This window comes from Streptomyces capparidis (assembly GCF_054782095.1).
The window spans coordinates 1-21103 of record NZ_BAAGTD010000046.1 but is presented as its reverse complement, the minus strand read 5'-3'; the positions used below and the strand labels follow the sequence as shown (position 1 = coordinate 21103).

Sequence of the window (21103 nt, the reverse complement as noted above, 5' to 3'; positions counted from 1 at the left end):
GGTAATGAGCACCATTGACATCCTTTCGCCGGCCGGCGAGAAGACCGGGCAGAGCCTGGAGCTCCCCGCGGAGATCTTCGACGCGCGCGTCAGCATCCCGCTGATCCACCAGGTCGTCGTCGCCCAGCGGGCCGCCGCCCGCCAGGGCACGCACAAGACCAAGACCCGCGGCGAGGTCCGCGGCGGTGGCAAGAAGCCGTACCGCCAGAAGGGCACCGGCCGCGCCCGCCAGGGCTCGACCCGCGCGCCGCAGTTCGCCGGCGGTGGCGTCGTGCACGGCCCCGTGCCGCGTGACTACTCGCAGCGGACCCCGAAGAAGATGAAGGCCGCCGCGCTGCGCGGCGCCCTGACCGACCGGGCCCGCCACGACCGCATCCACGTCGTCACCGGCGTGGTCGAGGGCGACACCCCGTCCACGAAGGCCGTGCGGACGCTGTTCGGCAAGCTCAGCGAGCGCGAGAACGTGCTCCTGGTCGCCGAGCGCTCCGAGCAGGCCGCGTGGCTGTCCGCCCGCAACCTGCCCGAGGTCCACATCCTCGAGCCGGGCCAGCTGAACACGTACGACGTGCTCGTCTCCGACGACGTGGTCTTCACCCAGGCCGCCTACGAGCGGTTCGTGGCCGGACCCGCCCAGGGCAAGTCGGCCACGGCCGTCGCCCGGGAGAGCGAGCTCGAAGGGAGCGACGCCTGATGGCCACGTACCACCCGAGCAGGGCCCCCAAGGCAGCCAAGGCCGCGCGGGCCGCCCGGGCGGCGAAGGCCGCCAGGCTGGCCGCCGAGGGTCCCCGCACCGAGCCGGTCGTCGTCACCAGCAAGGACTTCACCGAGCCCCGGGACATCCTGGTCAAGCCGGTGATCTCCGAGAAGAGCTACGCGCTGCTGGACGAGAACAAGTACACGTTCATCGTCGACCCGCGGGCGAACAAGACCCAGATCAAGCAGGCCGTCGAGTCGGTCTTCTCGGTCAAGGTCCTGGGCGTCAACACCATCAACCGGCAGGGCAAGCGCAAGCGCACCCGCACCGGCTTCGGCAAGCGCAAGGACACCAAGCGCGCCATCGTGACGCTGGCCGAGGGCGATCGCATCGACATCTTCGGCGGCCCGGTCTCCTGACGGAGTCCGAGTCGTCCGGAATCGGACGGGACTGAGAAATGGGTATCCGCAAGTACAAGCCGACGACCCCGGGCCGTCGTGGCGCCAGCGTCGCCGACTTCGTCGAGATCACGCGGTCCACGCCGGAGAAGTCGCTGGTCCGCCCGCTGCACAGCAAGGGCGGCCGGAACAACGCCGGTCGCGTGACGGCCCGCCACCAGGGCGGCGGTCACAAGCGCGCCTACCGCGTCATCGACTTCCGCCGTCACGACAAGGACGGCGTCCCGGCGAAGGTCGCTCACATCGAGTACGACCCGAACCGCACCGCCCGCATCGCGCTGCTGCACTACGCGGACGGCGAGAAGCGCTACATCCTCGCCCCGGCGCGCCTGAGCCAGGGCGACCGGATCGAGAACGGCCCCGGCGCCGACATCAAGCCGGGCAACAACCTCCCGCTGCGGAACATCCCGGTGGGTACCGTGATCCACGCCATCGAGCTGCGGCCCGGCGGCGGGGCGAAGATCGCCCGCAGCGCGGGCTCCTCCGTCCAGTTGCTGGCGAAGGAGGGCACCTACGCCCACCTGCGCATGCCGTCCGGCGAGGTCCGGCTGGTGGACATCCGCTGCCGCGCCACCGTGGGCGAGGTCGGCAATGCCGAGCAGTCGAACATCAACTGGGGCAAGGCCGGCCGCATGCGCTGGAAGGGCGTCCGCCCGACCGTGCGCGGTGTGGCGATGAACCCCGTCGACCACCCGCACGGTGGTGGCGAGGGCAAGACCTCCGGTGGCCGCCACCCGGTGTCGCCGTGGGGTCAGAAGGAGGGCCGTACGCGGTCGCCGAAGAAGGCGTCCAACAAGTACATCGTCCGCCGCCGCAAGACGAACAAGAAGCGCTAGGAGCAGTCTCGATGCCGCGCAGCCTGAAGAAGGGGCCCTTCGTCGACGACCACCTGATGAAGAAGGTGGACGTCCAGAACGAAGCCGGCACCAAGAACGTCATCAAGACCTGGTCCCGCCGCTCCATGATCGTCCCGGCCATGCTGGGCCACACGATCGCGGTGCACGACGGCCGCAAGCACGTCCCGGTGTTCGTCACCGAGTCGATGGTCGGCCACAAGCTCGGCGAGTTCGCGCCGACCCGCACCTTCCGCGGCCACGAGAAGGACGACCGCAAGTCGCGTCGTCGCTGACCGGGCCCCAGTGAAGGAATACGACTGAAGATGAGCAAGGGGACAGCGATGGAAGCCAGGGCCCAGGCGCGGTACATCCGCGTCACGCCCATGAAGGCCCGCCGCGTGGTGGACCTCATCCGTGGTCTCCCGGCCACGGAGGCGCAGGCGGTCCTGCGATTCGCACCGCAGGCCGCGACCGTGCCCGTCGGCAAGGTGCTGGACAGCGCCATTGCCAACGCCGCGCACAACTACAACCACAGTGACGTGAACTCGCTGTACGTCAGCGAGGCGTACGTCGACGAGGGGCCGACCCTGAAGCGGTTCCGTCCGCGGGCGCAGGGCCGTGCCTACCGGATCCGCAAGCGAACCAGCCACATCACCGTGGTCGTCGCCGCCAAGGAAGGGACCCGGTAATGGGCCAGAAGGTTAACCCGCACGGGTTCCGGCTCGGCGTGACCACGGACTTCAAGTCCCGCTGGTATGCCGACAAGCTGTACAAGGACTACGTCAAGGAAGACGTCGCCATCCGCCGGATGATGACGCAGGGCATGGAGCGGGCCGGCATCTCCAAGGTGGAGATCGAGCGCACCCGCGACCGCGTCCGCGTCGACATCCACACCGCCCGGCCGGGCATCGTCATCGGCCGCCGCGGCGCGGAGGCCGACCGCATCCGCGGCGACCTGGAGAAGCTGACCGGCAAGCAGGTCCAGCTCAACATCCTCGAGGTGAAGAACCCCGAGATCGACGCCCAGCTCGTCGCGCAGGGCGTGGCCGAGCAGCTCTCCTCCCGCGTGTCCTTCCGCCGCGCCATGCGCAAGGCGATGCAGGGCACGATGAAGGCCGGCGCCAAGGGCATCAAGATCCAGTGCGGTGGCCGTCTCGGCGGCGCCGAGATGTCCCGCTCGGAGTTCTACCGCGAGGGCCGTGTGCCGCTGCACACCCTGCGCGCCAACGTGGACTACGGCTTCTTCGAGGCCCGCACCTCCTTCGGCCGCATCGGCGTGAAGGTGTGGATCTACAAGGGCGACGTGAAGAACCTCCGCGAGGTCCGCGAGGAGAACGCGGCGGCCCGCGCCGGCAACCGTCCGCCGCGTGGCGGCGGCAACGACCGTCCGCGCCGCGGTGGCGAGCGCGGCGGCCGCGGCCGCAAGCCGCAGCAGCAGAGCGAGGCCCCGAAGGTCGAGTCTCCCGCGGAGGCTCCGGCCGCCGAGGCCGCGGCTCCGAACAACGCCGGAACGGAGGCCTGAGGACCATGCTGATCCCGCGCAGGGTCAAGCACCGCAAGCAGCACCACCCGAAGCGCTCGGGCATGGCCAAGGGCGGCACCGAGGTGGCGTTCGGCGAGTACGGCATCCAGGCGCTCACCCCGGCCTACGTGACGAACCGGCAGATCGAGTCCGCTCGTATCGCCATCACCCGTCACATCCGCCGTGGCGGCAAGGTCTGGATCAACATCTACCCGGACCGCCCGCTGACCAAGAAGCCCGCCGAGACCCGCATGGGTTCCGGCAAGGGCTCGCCGGAGTGGTGGGTCGCGAACGTCAAGCCGGGCCGGGTGATGTTCGAGCTGTCGTACCCGAACGAGAAGGTCGCTCGCGAGGCGCTCACGCGCGCCGCGCACAAGCTTCCGATGAAGTGCCGGATCGTCCGGCGCGAGGCAGGTGAGTCGTGATGGCGGCCGGTACCAAGGCGTCGGAGCTGCGCGAGCTGAGCAACGAGGACCTCGTTGTGAAGCTGCGCGAGGCTAAGGAGGAGCTGTTCAACCTCCGCTTCCAGGCGGCGACCGGACAGCTCGAGAACCACGGCCGGCTCAAGGCCGTCCGCAAGGACATCGCCCGGATCTACACCCTGATGCGCGAGCGCGAGCTCGGCATCGAGTCGGTCGACGGCGAGACGGTGGAGAGCGCCTGATGAGCGAGAAGAATGTGACTGAGAACAACGAGCAGCGCGGCTTCCGCAAGGTCCGCGAGGGCCTGGTCGTCAGCGACAAGATGGACAAGACTGTCGTCGTCGCCGTCGAGGACCGCGTCAAGCACGCGCTGTACGGCAAGGTCATCCGCCGTACCAGCAAGCTCAAGGCGCACGACGAGCAGAACGCCGCGGGTGTCGGCGACCGCGTCCTCCTGATGGAGACCCGGCCGCTGTCCGCGACGAAGCGCTGGCGCGTCGTCGAGATCCTCGAGAAGGCCAAGTAATTCTCCTGGGGCGCTTCGCCTCAGGACCGTTCCGCCAGGCTCGGCCGGCTTCCGTGACGGAAGTCGGCCGGGAACCGGCGCGACAATCAGGAGATAGACGTGATCCAGCAGGAGTCGCGGCTGCGCGTCGCCGACAACACGGGTGCCAAGGAGATCCTCTGCATCCGCGTGCTCGGTGGCTCGGGTCGGCGCTACGCGGGCATCGGTGACGTCATCGTGGCCACCGTCAAGGACGCGATCCCCGGTGGCAACGTGAAGAAGGGCGACGTTGTCAAGGCTGTCGTCGTGCGGACCGTCAAGGAGCGCCGCCGCGTCGACGGCTCCTACATCCGCTTCGACGAGAACGCCGCCGTCATCCTCAAGAACGACGGCGACCCCCGCGGTACCCGCATCTTCGGCCCCGTGGGGCGCGAGCTGCGCGAGAAGAAGTTCATGAAGATCATCTCGCTCGCGCCGGAGGTGCTGTAACCGATGAAGATCAAGAAGGGTGACCTGGTCCAGGTCATCACCGGCAAGGACAGGGGCAAGCAGGGCAAGGTCATCCAGGCCTTCCCCCGCGAGGACCGCGTCCTGGTCGAGGGCGTCAACCGGGTGAAGAAGCACACCAAGGCGGGCCAGACCGCCCGGGGTTCCCGGACCGGCGGGATCATCACGACCGAGGCCCCGATCCACGTCAGCAACGTGATGCTGATCGTGGAGAAGGACGGCAAGAAGGTCCCCACCCGCGTCGGCTACCGCTTCGACGAGGACGGCAACAAGATCCGCGTTGCCAAGCGGACCGGTGAGGACATCTGATGACGACCGCAACCAAGACGCAGCCTCGTCTGAAGCTGCGCTACCGCGAAGAGATCGTCGGCAAGCTGCGTGACGAGTTCAAGTACGAGAACGTCATGCAGGTGCCCGGCCTGACCAAGATCGTGGTCAACATGGGTGTGGGCGACGCCGCCCGCGACTCCAAGCTGATCGAGGGCGCCGTGCGCGACCTCGCCACGATCACCGGCCAGAAGCCGGCCGTGACCAAGGCCCGCAAGTCCATCGCGCAGTTCAAGCTGCGCGAGGGCCAGCCGATCGGTGCCCACGTCACCCTCCGCGGTGACCGCATGTGGGAGTTCCTGGACCGCCTGCTGTCGCTCGCGCTGCCGCGCATCCGCGACTTCCGCGGTCTGTCGCCGAAGCAGTTCGACGGCCGCGGGAACTACACCTTCGGTCTCACCGAGCAGGCGATGTTCCACGAGATCGACCAGGACAAGATCGACCGGGTCCGCGGCATGGACATCACGGTGGTCACGACGGCGACGAACGACGATGAGGGCCGGGCCCTGCTGCGGCACCTCGGCTTCCCGTTCAAGGAAGCGTAGGGAGGAACGACGTGGCTAAGAAGGCCCTGATCGCCAAGGCGGCCCGCAAGCCCAAGTTCGCGGTGCGTGGCTACACCCGTTGCCAGCGGTGCGGCCGTCCGCACTCGGTGTACCGCAAGTTCGGCCTGTGCCGGGTGTGCCTGCGCGAGATGGCGCACCGCGGCGAGCTGCCGGGCGTCACCAAGAGCTCCTGGTAGTCCGCGCCCGCGCTCCTTCGCCCCCTCGGGGTGGGGAGGAGCGCGGGGCGGCCCGCCGGAAGCCAGGCTCCACCTGGCGGGCGGAGCCCCGGCTCTCCCTCACGTAGAGTGGAGGGGTTGGGCTCCGCCGCCCACAACCGTCCGCGAGCTTCCCCCACCGGGTGAAGCCCGCTGTAGAACGCTTACTACGCCGTAGGTCCCCGTGCCACACCTGCCCCGACCAATCGGGGAGAAGGACGGCGCATACAGGAAACCCCGGCGAGAGAGGCCCGAAGGCCATCATGACCATGACCGACCCCATCGCAGACATGCTCACGCGTCTGCGGAACGCCAACTCGGCGTACCACGACTCCGTCGTGATGCCGTTCAGCAAGATCAAGTCGCACATCGCCGAGATCCTCCAGCAGGAGGGCTACATCCAGGGCTGGAAGGTCGAGGACGCCGAGGTCGGCAAGCACCTCGTCATCGACCTGAAGTTCGGCCCGAACCGCGAGCGCTCGATCGCCGGCATCAAGCGGATCTCGAAGCCGGGACTGCGGGTCTACGCAAAGTCCACCAACCTGCCGAAGGTCCTCGGCGGCCTGGGCGTGGCGATCATCTCCACGTCCCAGGGCCTCCTGACGGACAAGCAGGCCGCCAAGAAGGGTGTGGGCGGGGAAGTCCTCGCCTACGTCTGGTAACACGGGAAACGGAGGTCAAGCCATGTCGCGTATCGGACGGCTCCCCATCCCGGTTCCCGCCGGCGTGGACGTCACCATCGATGGCCGGACGGTTCAGGTGAAGGGCCCCAAGGGCTCCCTCTCCCACACCGTTGCCGCGCCGATCGAGATCAGCAGGGGCGATGACGGCAACCTGGTCGTCACCCGCCCCAACGACGAGCGTCAGTCCAAGGCCCTCCACGGCCTGTCCCGGACGCTGGTGGCGAACATGATCACCGGCGTGACCGCGGGCTACCGCAAGTCGCTCGAAATCAGCGGTGTCGGTTACCGCGTGCAGGCGAAGGGCTCCAACCTGGAGTTCTCGCTGGGGTACAGCCACCCCATCGTCGTCGAGGCCCCGGAGGGCATCTCCTTCCAGGTCGAGTCGCCGACCAAGCTCCACGTGGACGGCATCGACAAGCAGAAGGTCGGCGAGGTCGCCGCGAACATCCGCAAGCTGCGCAAGCCCGACCCGTACAAGGCCAAGGGCGTGAAGTACGCGGGCGAGGTCATCCGCCGCAAGGTCGGAAAGGCTGGTAAGTAAGCCATGGCATACGGTGTGAAGATCGCTAAGGGTGACGCCCGCAAGGGTGCCGCGCGCAAGCGTCGCCACATCCGCGTCCGCAAGCGGATCTCGGGTACGCCGGAGCGTCCGCGCCTGGTCGTGACCCGCTCCAACCGGCACATGGTGGCGCAGGTCATCGACGACGTCGCGGGCCACACGCTGGCGTCCGCCTCCTCGATGGACCCGTCCATCCGCGGTGGCGAGGACGCCAAGTCCGAGCAGGCCAAGAAGGTGGGCCAGCTCGTGGCCGAGCGCGCGAAGGCCGCCGGCGTCGAGGCCGTCGTCTTCGACCGCGGCGGCAACCAGTACGCGGGGCGCATCGCCGCCCTGGCGGACGCCGCCCGCGAGGCGGGGCTCAAGTTCTGAGCCGGTTCCGTACCCAGCGTCGTAACAAAGAGAGGTAATTCCCATGGCTGGACCCCAGCGCCGCGGTGGCGGCGCCGGTGGCGGCGAGCGGCGGGACCGGAAGGACCGGCGGGACGGCGGCGCCGCCGCCGAGAAGACCGCTTACGTCGAGCGGGTCGTCGCGATCAACCGCGTCGCCAAGGTTGTGAAGGGTGGTCGCCGCTTCAGCTTCACCGCGCTGGTCGTGGTGGGCGACGGCGACGGCACGGTCGGTGTCGGCTACGGCAAGGCCAAGGAGGTGCCGGCCGCCATCGCCAAGGGCGTGGAGGAGGCCAAGAAGCACTTCTTCAAGGTCCCCCGGATCCAGGGCACCATCCCGCACCCGATCCAGGGTGAGGAGGCGGCGGGCGTCGTGCTGCTCAAGCCGGCCTCCCCGGGTACCGGTGTGATCGCCGGCGGCCCGGTGCGCGCCGTCCTGGAGTGCGCGGGCATCCACGACGTGCTGAGCAAGTCCCTCGGCTCGTCCAACCCGATCAACATCGTGCACGCGACGGTGGCCGCGCTGCGCGGGCTCCAGCGTCCCGAGGAGATCGCGGCCCGCCGCGGTCTGCCCCTCGAGGACGTGGCCCCGGCGGCCCTGCTGCGCGCGCGTGCCGGAGTGGGTGCGTAATCATGGCCCGTCTGAAGATCACGCAGAAGAAGTCCTACATCGGCAGCAAGCAGAACCACCGTGACACCCTGCGGACGCTCGGGCTGAAGCGCCTGAACGACGTGGTCGTCAAGGAGGACCGCCCGGAGATCCGGGGCATGGTCCACACCGTGCGGCACCTCGTCACGGTCGAGGAGGTCGACTGACATGGCTGAGTCTTCCAAGGCCGCGGCCACGGAGAGCAAGCCGCTGAAGGTCCACCACCTGAAGCCCGCCCCCGGCGCCAAGAAGGCCAAGACCCGCGTGGGTCGCGGTGAGGCGTCGAAGGGCAAGACGGCCGGTCGCGGCACCAAGGGCACCAAGGCCCGCTACCAGGTGCCCGAGCGCTTCGAGGGTGGGCAGATGCCGCTGCACATGCGGCTGCCCAAGCTCAAGGGCTTCCGGAACCCGTTCCGCGTCGAGTTCCAGGTGGTCAACCTGGACAAGCTGGCGTCGCTGTACCCGCAGGGCGGCGAGGTCACCGTCGAGGACCTGGTGGCCAAGGGTGCCGTCCGCAAGAACCAGCCCGTGAAGGTGCTGGGCAGCGGCGAGATCTCGGTGGCGCTCCAGGTGTCCGTGGACGCGGTTTCCGGGTCCGCCAAGGAGAAGATCACCGCCGCTGGCGGTACCGTCACCGAGCTTGACTGAGCTCGATGACCCGGCCGGGGGTGCTCCTACAACCAGGGGCATCCCCGGCTTGTCGTTCCTAGAGTGGCATCGTCGCCGGTAAGGTGGCGTGCGCTGTTATTTTCCGGGCGGCCCGTGCCGCGCGGGTTCCGCTATCCGGTAATCGCCGTCCGGTGCGACAGGCCATGTCGCACCTTCGATACCCGTCACCTCCCTGCCCCGGGGCAGGGGGACGCAGGAGGCACCGTGCTCACCGCGTTCGCCCGGGCGTTCAAGACGCCCGACCTGCGCAAGAAGCTGCTGTTCACGCTGGGCATCATGGTGCTGTTCCGGCTCGGATCGCACATCCCGGTGCCCGGGGTGGACTTCGAGGCCGTCATGTACTGCGTCGATGAGACGAAGAGCGACCAGAGCCTGTTCGCTCTGGTGAACCTCTTCAGCGGCGGCGCGCTGTTGCAGCTCACCATCTTCGCACTGGGGATCATGCCGTACATCACGGCGAGCATCATCCTCCAGTTGCTGACCGTGGTGATCCCCCGCCTGGAGGCCCTGAAGAAGGAGGGCCAGTCGGGCCAGGCGAAGATCACTCAGTACACCCGCTACCTGACCATCGCCCTCGGCGTGCTCCAGGCCACCGGCCTGGTGGCCACCGCCCGCAGCGGCTCGCTCTTCACGGGCTGCCGCCGCGCCAACGAGATCGTGCCGGACGGCTCGATCTTCCGGATCGTCATGATGGTCATCGTCATGACCGCGGGTACCGCTGTGATCATGTGGCTCGGTGAGCTCATCACCGACCGCGGCATCGGCAACGGCATGTCCATCCTGATGTTCGTCTCCATCGCCGCGGGCTTCCCGGGCGCGCTGTGGGCCATCAAGCAGCAGGGCACGATCGCCGACGGCTGGGTCGAGTTCATCACGGTCTGCGTCATCGGCCTGGCGATGGTGGCGCTGGTGGTCTTCGTCGAGCAGGCGCAGCGCCGGGTCCCCGTGCAGTACGCGAAGCGCATGATCGGCCGCCGGGCCTATGGCGGCACCTCCACCTACATCCCGCTGAAGGTCAACCAGGCGGGTGTGATCCCAGTCATCTTCGCCTCGTCGCTGCTGTACATCCCGGCCCTGCTGGTGCAGTTCACGGACGACAAGACCTCCGGCTGGGCGGTGTGGATCCAGGAGCACATGGTGCGGGGCGACCACCCGTACTACATCGTCACGTACTTCGTGCTGATCGTGTTCTTCGCCTTCTTCTACGTCGCGATCTCCTTCAACCCTGAGGAAGTCGCCGACAACATGAAGAAGTATGGTGGATTCATCCCGGGCATCCGGGCGGGTCGACCCACCGCGGAGTACCTGGCCTACGTGCTGAACCGCATCACCTGGCCGGGATCGTTGTACCTGGGTCTGATCGCCCTGGTCCCGACGGTGGCCCTGGTGCTGTTCGAGGCGAACCAGAACTTCCCGTTCGGCGGAACCAGCATCCTGATCATCGTAGGCGTGGGCCTGGAGACCGTGAAGCAGATCGAGAGCCAGCTCCAGCAGCGCAACTACGAAGGGTTCCTCCGCTGATGCGTATCGTCCTGGTCGGACCGCCCGGAGCGGGCAAGGGCACGCAGGCGCAGTTCCTCGCCAAGGAGCTGTCGATCCCCCACATCTCCACCGGTGACCTCTTCCGCGCCAACATCAGCCAGGGCACTCCGCTCGGGCAGGAGGCGCAGAAGTACATGAAGGCCGGCCGTCTGGTGCCGGACGAGGTGACCATCGGGATGGCCAAGGACCGCCTGGGCAAGCCCGACGCCGCCGAGGGCTTCCTGCTCGACGGGTTCCCCCGGAACCTGCACCAGGCGAAGGTGCTGGACGAGTTCCTCCAGGCGGAGGGCATAGCGCTGGACGCGGTGCTCGACCTGGAGGTGCCCGAGGAGGAGGTCGTCAAGCGGATCGCCGGACGGCGGATCTGCCGCAAGGACTCCAGCCACGTCTTCCACGTCGACTACAGCCCCCCGCGGACGGCCGGGGTGTGCGACGTGTGCGGGGGCGAGCTGTACCAGCGCGACGACGACAGCGAGAGCACGGTGCGCACCCGGCTCGAGGAGTACCACAACCTGACCGAGCCGATCATCGGCTACTACCGGGAGCAGGGACTGGTCACCACGATCTCGGCCCAGGGCCGGGTGAACGAGGTCACGGAGCGGGCGCTGGCGGCGCTGCGGGCCAGGACGGGCGGGTCCGAGGGGGCCTGAGCGGCGCCCCGGGCGCCGCAGGAGCGGTGAGTGACGGTCGCGGTGTCCCTCTGGGGCACCGCGGCCGTACTGTTGACGGGTGGCGGTGGCCGACGGGCCGCCCGGAGGAGCTGGAGAGGCGAGCATGGTGGAGATCAAGACCCCGGAGCAGATCGCGAAGATGCGCGAGGCGGGTCTGGTCGTGGCGGAGGCGCTCAAGGCGTGCCGTGAGGCCGTCGCTCCCGGCGTGACCACGAAGGATCTCGACGAGATCGCCGCGAAGGTGATCAGCGACCACGGGGCGACCTCGAACTTCCTCGGGTACGGCGGCTTCCCCGCCACCATCTGCGCGTCGGTGAACGATGTCGTGGTGCACGGCATCCCGGACGGGCAGGTGCTGCGCGAGGGCGACGTGATCTCCATCGACTGCGGCGCGATCGTGGACGGCTGGCACGGGGACGCGGCGATCACGGTGCCGGTGGGCGAGGTGGCGCCGGAGATCACGGAGCTGAGCCGGGTCACCGAGGAGTCGATGTGGGCCGGGATCGCCGCGGTCCGCAAGGGCAACCGGCTGGTGGACATCTCCAAGGCCATCGAGGGCTACATCCGCCGCCAGCCCCGTCCGGCGTCGGGCAAGTACGGGATCATCGAGGACTACGGCGGCCACGGCATCGGCTCGGCGATGCACATGGACCCGCACCTGCTGAACTACGTGGACCGGCGGCGCGGGCGCGGCCCCCGTCTGGTCCCCGGCTTCTGCATCGCCATCGAGCCGATGGTGGGCCTGGGCACGCCGCGCACCCATGTGCTGGCGGACGAGTGGACGGTCAAGACGGACGACGGCACCTGGGCCAGCCACTGGGAGCACTCGGTGGCGCTGACCGAGCAGGGCCCGCTGGTGCTCACCGCGTTCGACGGCGGGCGGGCGAAGCTGGCGGAGTACGGCATCGAGGCGGCCCCCGACCCCGCGGCGTGAGACCGGCCCGGCCGCCCGGGCCGGGTGGGGGAGTGAGCTGCTCGTTCGTCCGGGAAGGGCAGAGGGCCGGGGCCGGGGCCGCCGGACTCCTTCCGTGGCTCCGCCCCGCCCCGGCCCCCGGAGGGCCCCGCGGGGGCTCGGCCCCGCGTTTGGCGGGTCCCCGCGGCGGGTGAAATGATCGCCGGACGGTGTAACGATCAGCCGCGCGGGGCACGCTCACCGTCGATTCGTCTTTTCGTGCTGTCCTGGCGTAGACTGATGCGTCGGCTCACGTGTTTCCGCATGCCTGCGTGCACAGTGAGTTGATCAAGCTAGTTGATCAAGGTAGCCGATCCCGGAAGGCGAAGCGTGCCCAAGAAGCAAGGGGCCATCGAAATCGAGGGCACCGTCATCGAGTCTCTGCCGAACGCCATGTTCAGGGTGGAGCTCCAGAACGGGCACAAGGTCCTCGCGCACATCAGCGGCAAGATGCGTATGCACTACATCCGCATCCTTCCCGACGACAGGGTCGTGGTGGAGCTGTCTCCGTACGACCTCACGCGCGGCCGGATCGTCTACCGGTACAAGTAGATCTCGCCGCCGCCCCCGGCGCCTGAGCGTCGCCGCGGGGCATCGGCACGACCCGGGGAACCTCAATCACATGAAGGTCAAGCCGAGCGTCAAGAAGATCTGCGACAAGTGCAAGGTGATCCGCCGCCACGGCCGGGTCATGGTGATCTGCGACAACCTGCGCCACAAGCAGCGCCAGGGCTGACGCGTCCACCTCGCTTCTCGCAGTCTTCGGACACGCTAGTACCACGTACATACGCAGTCACCCGTCCCCGCACGCCGGCCCCGGCGCGCGAGGGGCGACACCCCCGGTCGGAGGCCGGGGACCCGGGGAGGCGACCGCCCGAGCGGCGGATCCCTTGGGAGCGGTGCTGCGGAAGACCTCCGCTTAGCACACTGGAGCCACATCCATGGCACGCCTCGCAGGCGTTGACCTTCCGCGCGAGAAGCGCGTCGAGGTCGCTCTGACCTACGTCTTCGGCATCGGGCGCACCCGCGCCCAGGAGACCCTTCAGAACACCGGGGTGAACCCCGACACCCGTGTCCGCGACCTGACCGAGGACGACCTGGTCAAGCTCCGCGAGTGGGTGGACGCCAACTACAAGCTCGAGGGTGACCTCCGCCGCGAGATCCAGGCGGACATCCGCCGCAAGGTCGAGATCGGCTGCTACCAGGGTCTGCGCCACCGCCGGGGCCTGCCGGTCCGCGGCCAGCGCACGCACACCAACGCCCGCACCCGCAAGGGCCCGCGTCGCGCGATCGCCGGCAAGAAGAAGCCGGGCAAGAAGTAGTCCGCAGCCGCAACGACCCGCAGCCTCACGACCCGCGGTCCGATCGCTGTAGGACCGACCACCTCACAGGAGTTCTCACCCCATGCCTCCGAAGAGCCGTCAGGCCGGCGCCAAGAAGGTGCGCCGCAAGGAGAAGAAGAACGTCGCTCACGGGCACGCCCACATCAAGAGCACGTTCAACAACACGATCGTCTCGATCACGGACCCCTCGGGCAACGTGATCTCCTGGGCCTCCGCCGGCCACGTCGGCTTCAAGGGCTCGCGCAAGTCCACCCCGTTCGCCGCGCAGATGGCCGCCGAGTCGGCCGCCCGCCGTGCCCAGGAGCACGGCATGCGCAAGGTGGACGTGTTCGTCAAGGGCCCCGGCTCCGGCCGGGAGACCGCGATCCGCTCCCTCCAGGCCACCGGCCTGGAGGTGGGTTCGATCCAGGACGTCACCCCCACCCCGCACAACGGGTGCCGTCCGCCCAAGCGCCGCCGCGTCTGACCCAGGAGTCGGACGCCTCGCAGCGTCGCGGGCCCGCCCCGGCCGCACACCGTGCCGGGGCCGGGGCCCGCACCACGGGCGGCCCGGGCCCTTCGCCCGGGCCGCCCGTACTCTGGAAACAGTCGGCGTCATATGGCGGGCGCCGAAGACTGGAGGAAGACCCATGCTCATCGCTCAGCGGCCCACGCTGACGGAAGAGGTCGTCGACGAGTACCGCTCCCGGTTCGTGATCGAACCGCTGGAGCCGGGCTTCGGCTACACCCTCGGAAACTCCCTGCGTCGCACCCTGCTCTCCTCGATCCCCGGTGCCGCGGTCACCAGCATCCGGATCGACGGCGTCCTGCACGAGTTCACCACCGTGCCGGGCGTCAAGGAGGACGTGACCGACCTCATCCTCAACATCAAGCAGCTCGTGGTCTCCTCGGAGCACGACGAGCCCGTCGTGATGTACCTGCGCAAGCAGGGCCCCGGCCTGGTCACCGCCGGTGACATCGCGCCGCCGGCCGGTGTCGAGGTGCACAACCCCGACCTGGTGCTGGCCACGCTCAACGGCAAGGGCAAGCTGGAGATGGAGCTGACCGTCGAGCGCGGTCGCGGCTACGTCTCGGCGGTGCAGAACAAGCAGTCGGGCCAGGAGATCGGCCGGATCCCGGTGGACTCCATCTACAGCCCGGTGCTCAAGGTCACCTACAAGGTAGAGGCCACCCGTGTCGAGCAGCGCACGGACTTCGACAAGCTGATCGTGGACGTCGAGACCAAGCAGGCCATGCGTCCGCGCGACGCCATGGCCTCGGCGGGCAAGACCCTCGTCGAGCTGTTCGGCCTCGCCCGCGAGCTCAACGTCGACGCCGAGGGCATCGACATGGGCCCGTCCCCGACGGACCAGGCCCTGGCCGCCGACCTGGCGCTGCCGATCGAGGAGCTGGAGCTCACCGTCCGCTCCTACAACTGCCTCAAGCGCGAGGGCATCCACTCCGTGGGCGAGCTCGTGGCGCGCTCCGAGGCGGACCTGCTCGACATCCGCAACTTCGGCGCGAAGTCGATCGACGAGGTCAAGGCGAAGCTGGCCGGTATGGGCCTGGCCCTGAAGGACAGCCCGCCCGGATTCGACCCGACCGCCGCCGCGGACGCGTTCGGCACGGACGACGACGCGGACTCCGGCTTCGTGGAGACCGAGCAGTACTGACCGGCACCGGCCGGTGCCGCTCGGCACCGGCCACCCGGAGGCATCCCACGGGCCCGCGGCAAGGCGGGCCCGTGGCGCGCGGGGAGGGCACGCCCTGCCCCGCGTCCCCCTGGGGCGACCGCCCCAGGGGCGACTGACACCGGTACCTGACACGGCCGGTGCAGAGAAGGAGAATCACTACCATGCCGAAGCCCACCAAGGGCCCCCGTCTGGGCGGCAGCCCGGCGCACGAGCGGCTCATGCTGGCGAACCTCGCCACCGCGCTGTTCGAGCACGGCCGCATCACCACCACCGAGGCCAAGGCCCGCCGCCTGCGCCCCGTGGCGGAGCGCCTGATCACCAAGGCCAAGCGCGGCGACCTGCACGCGCGGCGCCAGGTGCTGGCGGTCATCCGGGACAAGAGCGTCGTGCACACCCTCTTCGCGGAGATCGGCCCCCGGTTCGAGAACCGCCCCGGCGGCTACACCCGCATCACCAAGATCGGTCCGCGCCGCGGCGATAACGCGCCGATGGCCGTGATCGAGCTGGTCGAGGCGCTGACCGTGCGGCAGGAGGCGGTGGGCGAGGCCGAGGCCGCCACCAAGCGTTCGGCCAAGGAGCAGGCCGGCGAGGAGGCCGCGGCGAGCCTGAAGAAGGAGCCGGCCAAGGCCGAGGAGTCCGCCGAGGCCGAGGCGGGCGAGCAGCCGGCCGAGGACACCACCTCGGAGCAGACCGCGGAGGCGTCCGACAAGGACAAGGCCGAGGGCTAGCCGACCGCCGTTCCCCGCGTGCGCGGGGGTGGTCCGGCCGAGGCCGAGTCGCAGTAGCGTTGCGGGCCCGTCCTTTCCCTCCGGGGGAAGGACGGGCCCGTTCGTGTGGTGGGAGTGCATGTGGGTGACGTGAGGGTGCGCCTGGACCTGGCGTACGACGGGCGGGACTTCTCCGGCTGGGCCAGGCAGCGGGAGCGGCGCACCGTGCAGGGGGAGCTGGAGGACGCGCTGCGGACGGTGCTGCGGCTGGCGGAGCCCGTCGAGCTGACCGTCGCCGGGCGGACCGACGCCGGGGTGCACGCGCGCGGGCAGGTGGCGCACGTGGACCTGCCCGCCGCGGTGTGGGAGGCGCACGGCGGGAAGCTGCTGCGGCGGCTCGCCGGGCGGCTGCCGGCCGACATCCGGGTGTGGCGGGTCTCCCGGGCGCCGGAGGGGTTCGACGCGCGGTTCTCCGCCGTGTGGCGGCGCTACGCCTACCGGGTGGCCGACCACCCCGGCGGGGTGGACCCGCTGCTGCGCGGGCACGTGCTGTGGCACGACCGGCCGGTGGACGTGGACGCGATGAACGAGGCGGCGGCCGGGCTGCTCGGCGAGCACGACTTCGCGGCCTACTGCAAGCGGCGGGACGGCGCGACGACGATCAGGATGCTCCAGGAGCTGCGCTGGGAGCGGCCCGGGCCCGGCGAGGCGGACGCGGGCCTGGCGGTGGCGACGGTGCGCGCCGACGCCTTCTGCCACAACATGGTGCGGGCGCTGGTCGGCGCGATGCTCCTGGTCGGGGACGGCCGCCGCCCCGCGGACTTCCCCGCGCAGGTGCTGGCGGGGCGGGTGCGGCACTCCGCGGTGAACGTGGTCCGCCCGCACGGCCTCACCCTGGAGGAGGTCGGCTACCCGTCGGACGACCGGCTCGCGGCCCGCAGCGCCGAGGCCCGCAACATGCGCTCGCTGCCCGTCTAGAGGCGCCCCGGCCCGGGCCGGCTACTGGGCCGCCGCGGTCTTCCCCCGCTGGACCAACTGGTTGAAGACCAGGGTGCCGGCGTCGCGGCCCGCGGCGCGGGAGCCGTCCTGCTCGCTCGCCGCGGTGTTGTCGGCCGGGCCGGCGATGGTGAAGTACGCGTAGCGGCCGACGGAGTTGGCGGTGCGCCAGCAGGCGACGGGGCGGCAGAAGGTGCCGACGCCGCCGCCGGAGAGCGCGGCGACGTTGCCGCGGGCCTGCTCGCGCACCTTGTCCGCGGCGGCCTTGGTGTCGAACACGGCCACGCCCACGGTGACCGCGACGCCGTCGCGCAGGTAGGTGGCGCGCAGCAGCCGGGTGCAGCCGTGGGAGCCGAGCACGCTGCCGAGGCCGCCCTGGGTGACGGAGGCGCAGTTCCCGGTGTCGGCGGTCGTGGCCTTGGTGTACTCGCGGTCGCCGATGACCATGCGGCTGCCGGGGAAGAGGGTGTCCGCGCCGAGGGGCGCGGTGTCCTTCTCGGCGCTGGAGATGAACTCCAGCGGGTTGGGCGGCGGGGGCGCGGTGACCTCGGGGAAGTCGGGGACGGTGGGGGTGGCGCCGGTCCGCTCGCCCGTCGGGGCGGGGGTGGGGTCGGCGGTGGTCGAGGAGTCCCCGCCGCGGGTGATGGCGACGGCGACGATCGCGGCTATGGCCCCCGCCGCGAGGACGCCGCCGGCCACGGCCAGCACGCGGCGTCTGCGGGCGCGGGAGTCGTGGGCGTCGGCGAGCGCGTTCCAGTCGGGCTCGCCGGTGCCGCCTGCCCCGGCGAGCGGGTCCTGCGGGGCGGACCAGCCCGGCTGGGGCTGCTGGGGCTGGGGTGGTGGTGCCTGGGGCTGCGATTGCGGTTGGGGCTGCGGCTGGGGCTGGGGCTGGGGCTGTGCGCCCGGCTGGGACGGGATGACGTTGCCGTACAGGACCTGCCGGTCCTGAGGCGGCCCGAACCCGCCCGGGGGTGGCGGCGGGGGCTGCCAGCCCGGAGAGCCGTCCTGTCCCCCTTCGGGGCCCTGCCCCGGTCCCGTTCCCCACCCACTGCTCATGGCGCGCATCCTACGCGCGCCCGGCCGGTGCGGGACCCGCGCTCCCGGAGCGCGGACGGGTGCGCCCACCGGGCCGAAAACCGTTTGGGTCGGGTGCGCCCCGGCAGGACAATCCGCTGCATGGGACACCTGGAAGCCGCGCACCTGGAGTACTGCCTGCCCGACGGGAGGGTGCTGTTCGCCGACGCGTCGTTCCGGGTCGGGGAGGGCGCCGCGTTCGCGCTGGTGGGCGCGAACGGGGCCGGGAAGACGACGCTGCTGCGGCTGCTGTCCGGGGAGCTGGCCCCGCACGGCGGGTCCGTGCAGGTCAGCGGCGGGCTCGGGGTGATGCCGCAGTTCATCGGCGTGCAGGGCGCGGTGCCCGAGGACAGCACCGTGCGGGACCTGCTGGTGTCGGTGGCGCACCCGAGGATCAGGCAGGCCGCGCAGGCGGTCGACGAGGCGGAGCTGGCGATCATGACGCGCGACGACGAGCCCGCGCAGCTCGCCTACGCGCAGGCGCTCGCCGACTGGGCGGAGGCCGGCGGCTACCAGGCCGAGACCATGTGGGACATGTGCTCCACGGCGGCGCTCGGTGTCCCGTACGACCGCGCGCAGTGGCGGGAGCTGCGCACCCTGTCCGGCGGCGAGCAGAAGCGCCTGGTGCTGGAGGCGCTGCTGCGCGGGCCCGACGAGGTGCTGCTGCTGGACGAGCCGGACAACTACCTCGACGTCCCCGGCAAGCGGTGGCTGGAGGAGCAATTGCGGCAGACGCCCAAGACGGTGCTGTTCGTCTCGCACGACCGGGAGCTGCTGGCCCGCGCCGCGGAGAAGATCGTCAGCGTGGAGCCGGGGCCCGCGGGCAGCGACGTGTGGGTGCACGGCGGCGGCTTCGCCACCTACCACCAGGCGCGCAGGGAGCGGTTCGAGCGGTTCGAGGAGCTGCGGCGGCGCTGGGACGAGCAGCACGCCCGGCTGAAGGAGCTGGTGCGCACCCTGAAGCAGAAGGCGGCGTACAACGACGGCATGGCCTCGCGCTACCAGGCGGCGCAGACCAGGCTGCGCAAGTTCGAGGAGGCGGGGCCGCCGCAGGAGCCGCCGCGCGAGCAGAGGATCACCATGCGGCTGCGCGGCGGGCGCACCGGGGTGCGGGCGGTGACCTGCCGCGGCCTGGAGCTGACGGGGCTGATGCGGCCGTTCGACCTGGAGGTGTTCTTCGGCGAGCGGGTGGCGGTGCTGGGGTCCAACGGGTCGGGGAAGTCGCACTTCCTGCGGCTGCTGGCGGGGGAGGGCGTGGCCCACTCGGGGGAGTGGCGGCTGGGGGCCCGGGTGGTGCCGGGGCACTTCGCGCAGACGCACCGCCGCCCCGAGCTGGCCGGGCGGACGCTGGTGCAGGTGCTGTGGGAGGAGCACGCCAAGGACCGGGGCGCGGCGATGAGCGCGCTGCGGCGGTACGAGCTCGACCGTCAGGGGGACCAGGGCTTCGACCGCCTGTCGGGTGGTCAGCAGGCCCGGTTCCAGATCCTGCTGCTGGAGCTGGGCGGCGCCACGGCGCTGCTGCTGGACGAGCCGACGGACAACCTGGACCTGGAGAGCGCGGAGGCGTTGCAGAAGGGCCTGGAGGCGTACGAGGGCACGGTGCTCGCGGTGACGCACGACCGGTGGTTCGCCCGGTCGTTCGACCGGTTCCTGGTGTTCGGTCAGGACGGCGTGGTGCGGGAGAGCGCCGAGCCGGTGTGGGACGAGCGCCGGGTGGAGCGCCCCCGGTAGGGGCGGGCGCTGCCCCGGGCGGGGGCCGTTGCCGTCCGGCCGCCGCGCCCTGGCGTGTGGTGCGGAGCGGCGGCGGTGCCCGGCGCCTACCATCCCGATCATGGGGCAGAACAAATGGGACGAAAAGGGCACGCTGGAGACCTCGCGCGGGGCGGTGGCCGCGCCGGCCGCCGCGGCCGCCCCCGGACCCGGCGGCGGCCCGGGCGCGGAGGCCGCGCGCTGGCTGACCGCCCCCGCGTCCGCCACCGCCCGGGCGGCGGCCGTTTTCCTGCTCCTGCTGTCCCTGTCGGTGGGGGTCAGCGGCGGCAGTCCCGGGATGGACAACTACTTCGTGGTCAAGGCCGCGAGGACCCTCCTGGACGGCGGCTCGCCGTACTCGGACAAACGTTTCCTCTATCTGCCGAGCAGCGTCCTCGCGGCCGTCCCCGAGGCGCTGCTGCCCGACCGGGCCCTGCTGTGGGGCGCGCCGGCGGCCGCCACGGCGCTGGTGCTGTTCGGCTGGTGGTGCTCCCTGCGGATTTTCGGGGTGCGCCCGGACAGCCGGCTCGCGGTGCTCGGCGCCGGCGGCCTGGTGTACTTCGCGCCGTTCCGCGACGTGGTGGGCCTGGGCAACTGGACCGCGATCTCCGCCGCCGCCATGCCGCTGGCCCTGCTGCTCGCCCTGCGCGGGCGGTGGACGGCCGCCGGGATCGTGGTCGGCGCGGCCATCGCCATGAAGCCGATGCTGGTGCCCTTCGCCCTGCTGTTCGTCTTCGCGCGCCGCCCCCGGGCCCTCGTCCTGGCCGCGGTGATCCCCGCCGCCGCATCGCTGGTGGCCGCCCTGGCCATGCCGAACCCCACGTTCTTCCTCACCAGGACGCTGCCGTTCCTGCTGCGGGGCCAGGACGCCTACGCCCGCCCCTTCGACGCCTCGCTGTCCACGGTGCTGCCCAGGCTCGGCTTCTCCCAGACCGTCTCCGTGGGGCTCGCCGGGACGCTGGCGCTGGCCGGGCTCGGCGCCGCGTGGGCGCGCTGGCGGCGCGGCGGGGACCAGCGGCTGCGCCTGGTGGAGACCGGGGCGATGCTGATGCTCGCGGTGTTCCTCGTCTCCCGGCCGTCCTTCCTGCACTACGCGCTGCTGCCGGTGCCGCCCCTGCTGGCGTCGCTGCCGCTGCGCTGCTCGGTGGCGCGCTCGCCGTGGTTCTGGATCGCGCTGCTGCCGCAGGTGCACGCGTTCACCTGGCCCTACATGGCCACCCCCGAGCGGCGCGCGTTCCGCGACGCGGGGATGTTCTGCGTGCTGGCCGCGCTGCTCGCCCACCGCTGCCTGACCGGGGGCGGCGCGGCGGCCGGGGCGGGCGGCGGGGCGGGGCGGGAGTGGGACCAGGTGCCCGGTCGGGGCGCGGTCCCGGCCGCGGCGGGCGGGGGCGGCGGCGAGCACCCGCTGGCGCCGGCGG

32 protein-coding genes are annotated in these 21103 nt (G+C 70.8%); 31 read left to right on the top strand and 1 reads right to left on the bottom strand.

Annotation, left to right across the window (positions count from 1 at the left end):
• Positions 1–4: 4 nt before the first annotated feature.
• The 29 genes from rplD to truA all read left to right on the top strand — a co-directional run bounded on the left by rplD (position 5) and on the right by truA (position 16844).
• A complete protein-coding gene (rplD, locus tag ACYVO2_RS29050) occupies positions 5–691 on the top strand; it encodes a 50S ribosomal protein L4 (RefSeq protein ID WP_461011004.1) in 687 nt (228 codons plus the stop codon).
• A complete protein-coding gene (gene rplW, locus ACYVO2_RS29045; protein WP_461011003.1) occupies positions 691–1113 on the top strand; it encodes a 50S ribosomal protein L23 in 423 nt (140 codons plus the stop codon). The genes rplD and rplW overlap by 1 nt, the downstream gene beginning before the upstream one ends.
• Before the next feature lie 38 nt (positions 1114–1151).
• Positions 1152–1988 (top strand): 50S ribosomal protein L2, encoded by an 837-nt coding sequence (gene rplB / locus ACYVO2_RS29040; protein ID WP_461011002.1) that lies wholly within the window; start codon positions 1152–1154, stop codon positions 1986–1988.
• Between the two features lie 11 nt (positions 1989–1999).
• Positions 2000–2281, top strand: coding sequence for a 30S ribosomal protein S19 (gene rpsS / locus ACYVO2_RS29035; protein ID WP_197988959.1), 282 nt, complete (start codon positions 2000–2002; stop codon positions 2279–2281).
• A gap of 48 nt (positions 2282–2329) precedes the next feature.
• Entirely contained in the window at positions 2330–2677 is a 348-nt protein-coding gene (gene rplV, locus ACYVO2_RS29030; RefSeq protein ID WP_461011044.1) for a 50S ribosomal protein L22, read from the top strand.
• A complete protein-coding gene (gene rpsC, locus ACYVO2_RS29025; RefSeq protein ID WP_461011001.1) occupies positions 2677–3510 on the top strand; it encodes a 30S ribosomal protein S3 in 834 nt (277 codons plus the stop codon). Before rplV ends, rpsC begins: the two co-directional genes overlap by 1 nt.
• Positions 3511–3515: 5 nt before the next feature.
• Complete coding sequence (gene rplP, locus ACYVO2_RS29020; RefSeq protein WP_461011000.1) at positions 3516–3935, top strand: 50S ribosomal protein L16; 420 nt, start codon at positions 3516–3518, stop codon at positions 3933–3935.
• Positions 3935–4174 carry a 50S ribosomal protein L29 gene (gene rpmC / locus ACYVO2_RS29015; protein WP_461010999.1) on the top strand — a complete coding sequence of 80 codons (240 nt, stop codon included), beginning with the start codon at positions 3935–3937 and terminating at the stop codon, positions 4172–4174. The genes rplP and rpmC overlap by 1 nt, the downstream gene beginning before the upstream one ends.
• Positions 4174–4458: a 30S ribosomal protein S17 gene (rpsQ, locus tag ACYVO2_RS29010; protein ID WP_461010998.1), complete on the top strand. Its 285-nt coding sequence runs from the start codon at positions 4174–4176 to the stop codon at positions 4456–4458. Before rpmC ends, rpsQ begins: the two co-directional genes overlap by 1 nt.
• Before the next feature lie 99 nt (positions 4459–4557).
• Positions 4558–4926 carry a 50S ribosomal protein L14 gene (gene rplN, locus ACYVO2_RS29005; protein WP_018382557.1) on the top strand — a complete coding sequence of 123 codons (369 nt, stop codon included), beginning with the start codon at positions 4558–4560 and terminating at the stop codon, positions 4924–4926.
• Positions 4927–4929: 3 nt separating this feature from the next.
• On the top strand, positions 4930–5253 hold the full coding sequence (gene rplX / locus ACYVO2_RS29000) for a 50S ribosomal protein L24 (protein ID WP_461010997.1): 324 nt from the start codon (positions 4930–4932) through the stop codon (positions 5251–5253).
• Positions 5253–5816, top strand: a complete 564-nt coding sequence (gene rplE / locus ACYVO2_RS28995) for a 50S ribosomal protein L5 (protein ID WP_461010996.1) — start codon at positions 5253–5255, stop codon at positions 5814–5816. Before rplX ends, rplE begins: the two co-directional genes overlap by 1 nt.
• An 11-nt stretch (positions 5817–5827) precedes the next feature.
• Positions 5828–6013 (top strand): type Z 30S ribosomal protein S14, encoded by a 186-nt coding sequence (locus tag ACYVO2_RS28990; protein ID WP_049567381.1) that lies wholly within the window; start codon positions 5828–5830, stop codon positions 6011–6013.
• Between the two features lie 281 nt (positions 6014–6294).
• Positions 6295–6693 carry a 30S ribosomal protein S8 gene (gene rpsH, locus ACYVO2_RS28985; RefSeq protein WP_461010995.1) on the top strand — a complete coding sequence of 133 codons (399 nt, stop codon included), beginning with the start codon at positions 6295–6297 and terminating at the stop codon, positions 6691–6693.
• A 22-nt stretch (positions 6694–6715) separates the two neighbouring features.
• Positions 6716–7255 (top strand): 50S ribosomal protein L6, encoded by a 540-nt coding sequence (rplF, locus tag ACYVO2_RS28980; protein WP_461010994.1) that lies wholly within the window; start codon positions 6716–6718, stop codon positions 7253–7255.
• A 3-nt stretch (positions 7256–7258) separates the two neighbouring features.
• Positions 7259–7642 (top strand): 50S ribosomal protein L18, encoded by a 384-nt coding sequence (rplR, locus tag ACYVO2_RS28975; RefSeq protein WP_461010993.1) that lies wholly within the window; start codon positions 7259–7261, stop codon positions 7640–7642.
• A gap of 43 nt (positions 7643–7685) precedes the next feature.
• Positions 7686–8291: a 30S ribosomal protein S5 gene (gene rpsE, locus ACYVO2_RS28970; protein WP_182313942.1), complete on the top strand. Its 606-nt coding sequence runs from the start codon at positions 7686–7688 to the stop codon at positions 8289–8291.
• 2 nt (positions 8292–8293) lie between these two features.
• The gene (rpmD, locus tag ACYVO2_RS28965; protein ID WP_461010992.1) at positions 8294–8476 is read left to right on the top strand and encodes a 50S ribosomal protein L30; all 183 of its coding nucleotides are present in this window, start codon (positions 8294–8296) and stop codon (positions 8474–8476) included.
• Between the two features lies 1 nt (position 8477).
• On the top strand, positions 8478–8957 hold the full coding sequence (rplO, locus tag ACYVO2_RS28960; RefSeq protein ID WP_461010991.1) for a 50S ribosomal protein L15: 480 nt from the start codon (positions 8478–8480) through the stop codon (positions 8955–8957).
• A 225-nt stretch (positions 8958–9182) separates the two neighbouring features.
• On the top strand, positions 9183–10499 hold the full coding sequence (secY, locus tag ACYVO2_RS28955) for a preprotein translocase subunit SecY (RefSeq protein ID WP_461010990.1): 1317 nt from the start codon (positions 9183–9185) through the stop codon (positions 10497–10499).
• Complete coding sequence (locus ACYVO2_RS28950) at positions 10499–11170, top strand: adenylate kinase (protein WP_461010989.1); 672 nt, start codon at positions 10499–10501, stop codon at positions 11168–11170. Before secY ends, ACYVO2_RS28950 begins: the two co-directional genes overlap by 1 nt.
• 124 nt (positions 11171–11294) lie before the next feature.
• A complete protein-coding gene (gene map / locus ACYVO2_RS28945) occupies positions 11295–12125 on the top strand; it encodes a type I methionyl aminopeptidase (RefSeq protein WP_461010988.1) in 831 nt (276 codons plus the stop codon).
• Between the two features lie 348 nt (positions 12126–12473).
• The gene (infA, locus tag ACYVO2_RS28940) at positions 12474–12695 is read left to right on the top strand and encodes a translation initiation factor IF-1 (protein WP_018382544.1); all 222 of its coding nucleotides are present in this window, start codon (positions 12474–12476) and stop codon (positions 12693–12695) included.
• 70 nt (positions 12696–12765) lie between these two features.
• Complete coding sequence (gene rpmJ, locus ACYVO2_RS28935) at positions 12766–12879, top strand: 50S ribosomal protein L36 (RefSeq protein ID WP_003956441.1); 114 nt, start codon at positions 12766–12768, stop codon at positions 12877–12879.
• 205 nt (positions 12880–13084) lie between these two features.
• Positions 13085–13465, top strand: coding sequence for a 30S ribosomal protein S13 (gene rpsM / locus ACYVO2_RS28930; RefSeq protein WP_461010987.1), 381 nt, complete (start codon positions 13085–13087; stop codon positions 13463–13465).
• Between the two features lie 82 nt (positions 13466–13547).
• The gene (gene rpsK / locus ACYVO2_RS28925; protein WP_018382542.1) at positions 13548–13952 is read left to right on the top strand and encodes a 30S ribosomal protein S11; all 405 of its coding nucleotides are present in this window, start codon (positions 13548–13550) and stop codon (positions 13950–13952) included.
• A 163-nt stretch (positions 13953–14115) separates the two neighbouring features.
• Positions 14116–15138 (top strand): DNA-directed RNA polymerase subunit alpha, encoded by a 1023-nt coding sequence (locus ACYVO2_RS28920; RefSeq protein WP_461010986.1) that lies wholly within the window; start codon positions 14116–14118, stop codon positions 15136–15138.
• A gap of 182 nt (positions 15139–15320) precedes the next feature.
• The gene (gene rplQ, locus ACYVO2_RS28915) at positions 15321–15887 is read left to right on the top strand and encodes a 50S ribosomal protein L17 (RefSeq protein ID WP_461010985.1); all 567 of its coding nucleotides are present in this window, start codon (positions 15321–15323) and stop codon (positions 15885–15887) included.
• A 114-nt stretch (positions 15888–16001) separates the two neighbouring features.
• Positions 16002–16844, top strand: a complete 843-nt coding sequence (truA, locus tag ACYVO2_RS28910) for a tRNA pseudouridine(38-40) synthase TruA (protein WP_461011043.1) — start codon at positions 16002–16004, stop codon at positions 16842–16844.
• A 21-nt stretch (positions 16845–16865) separates the two neighbouring features.
• Here truA and ACYVO2_RS28905 read toward each other — a convergent pair whose 3' ends face one another.
• On the bottom strand, positions 16866–17918 hold the full coding sequence (locus tag ACYVO2_RS28905; protein ID WP_461010984.1) for a hypothetical protein: 1053 nt from the start codon (positions 17916–17918) through the stop codon (positions 16866–16868).
• A gap of 120 nt (positions 17919–18038) precedes the next feature.
• Between ACYVO2_RS28905 and ACYVO2_RS28900 the strand changes: the two genes are divergently transcribed.
• Entirely contained in the window at positions 18039–19667 is a 1629-nt protein-coding gene (locus ACYVO2_RS28900) for an ABC-F family ATP-binding cassette domain-containing protein (protein WP_461010983.1), read from the top strand.
• Positions 19668–19767: 100 nt separating this feature from the next.
• Positions 19768–21103 (top strand): glycosyltransferase family 87 protein (locus ACYVO2_RS28895; RefSeq protein WP_461010982.1); only part of this gene is annotated, 1336 nt, incomplete at its 3' end.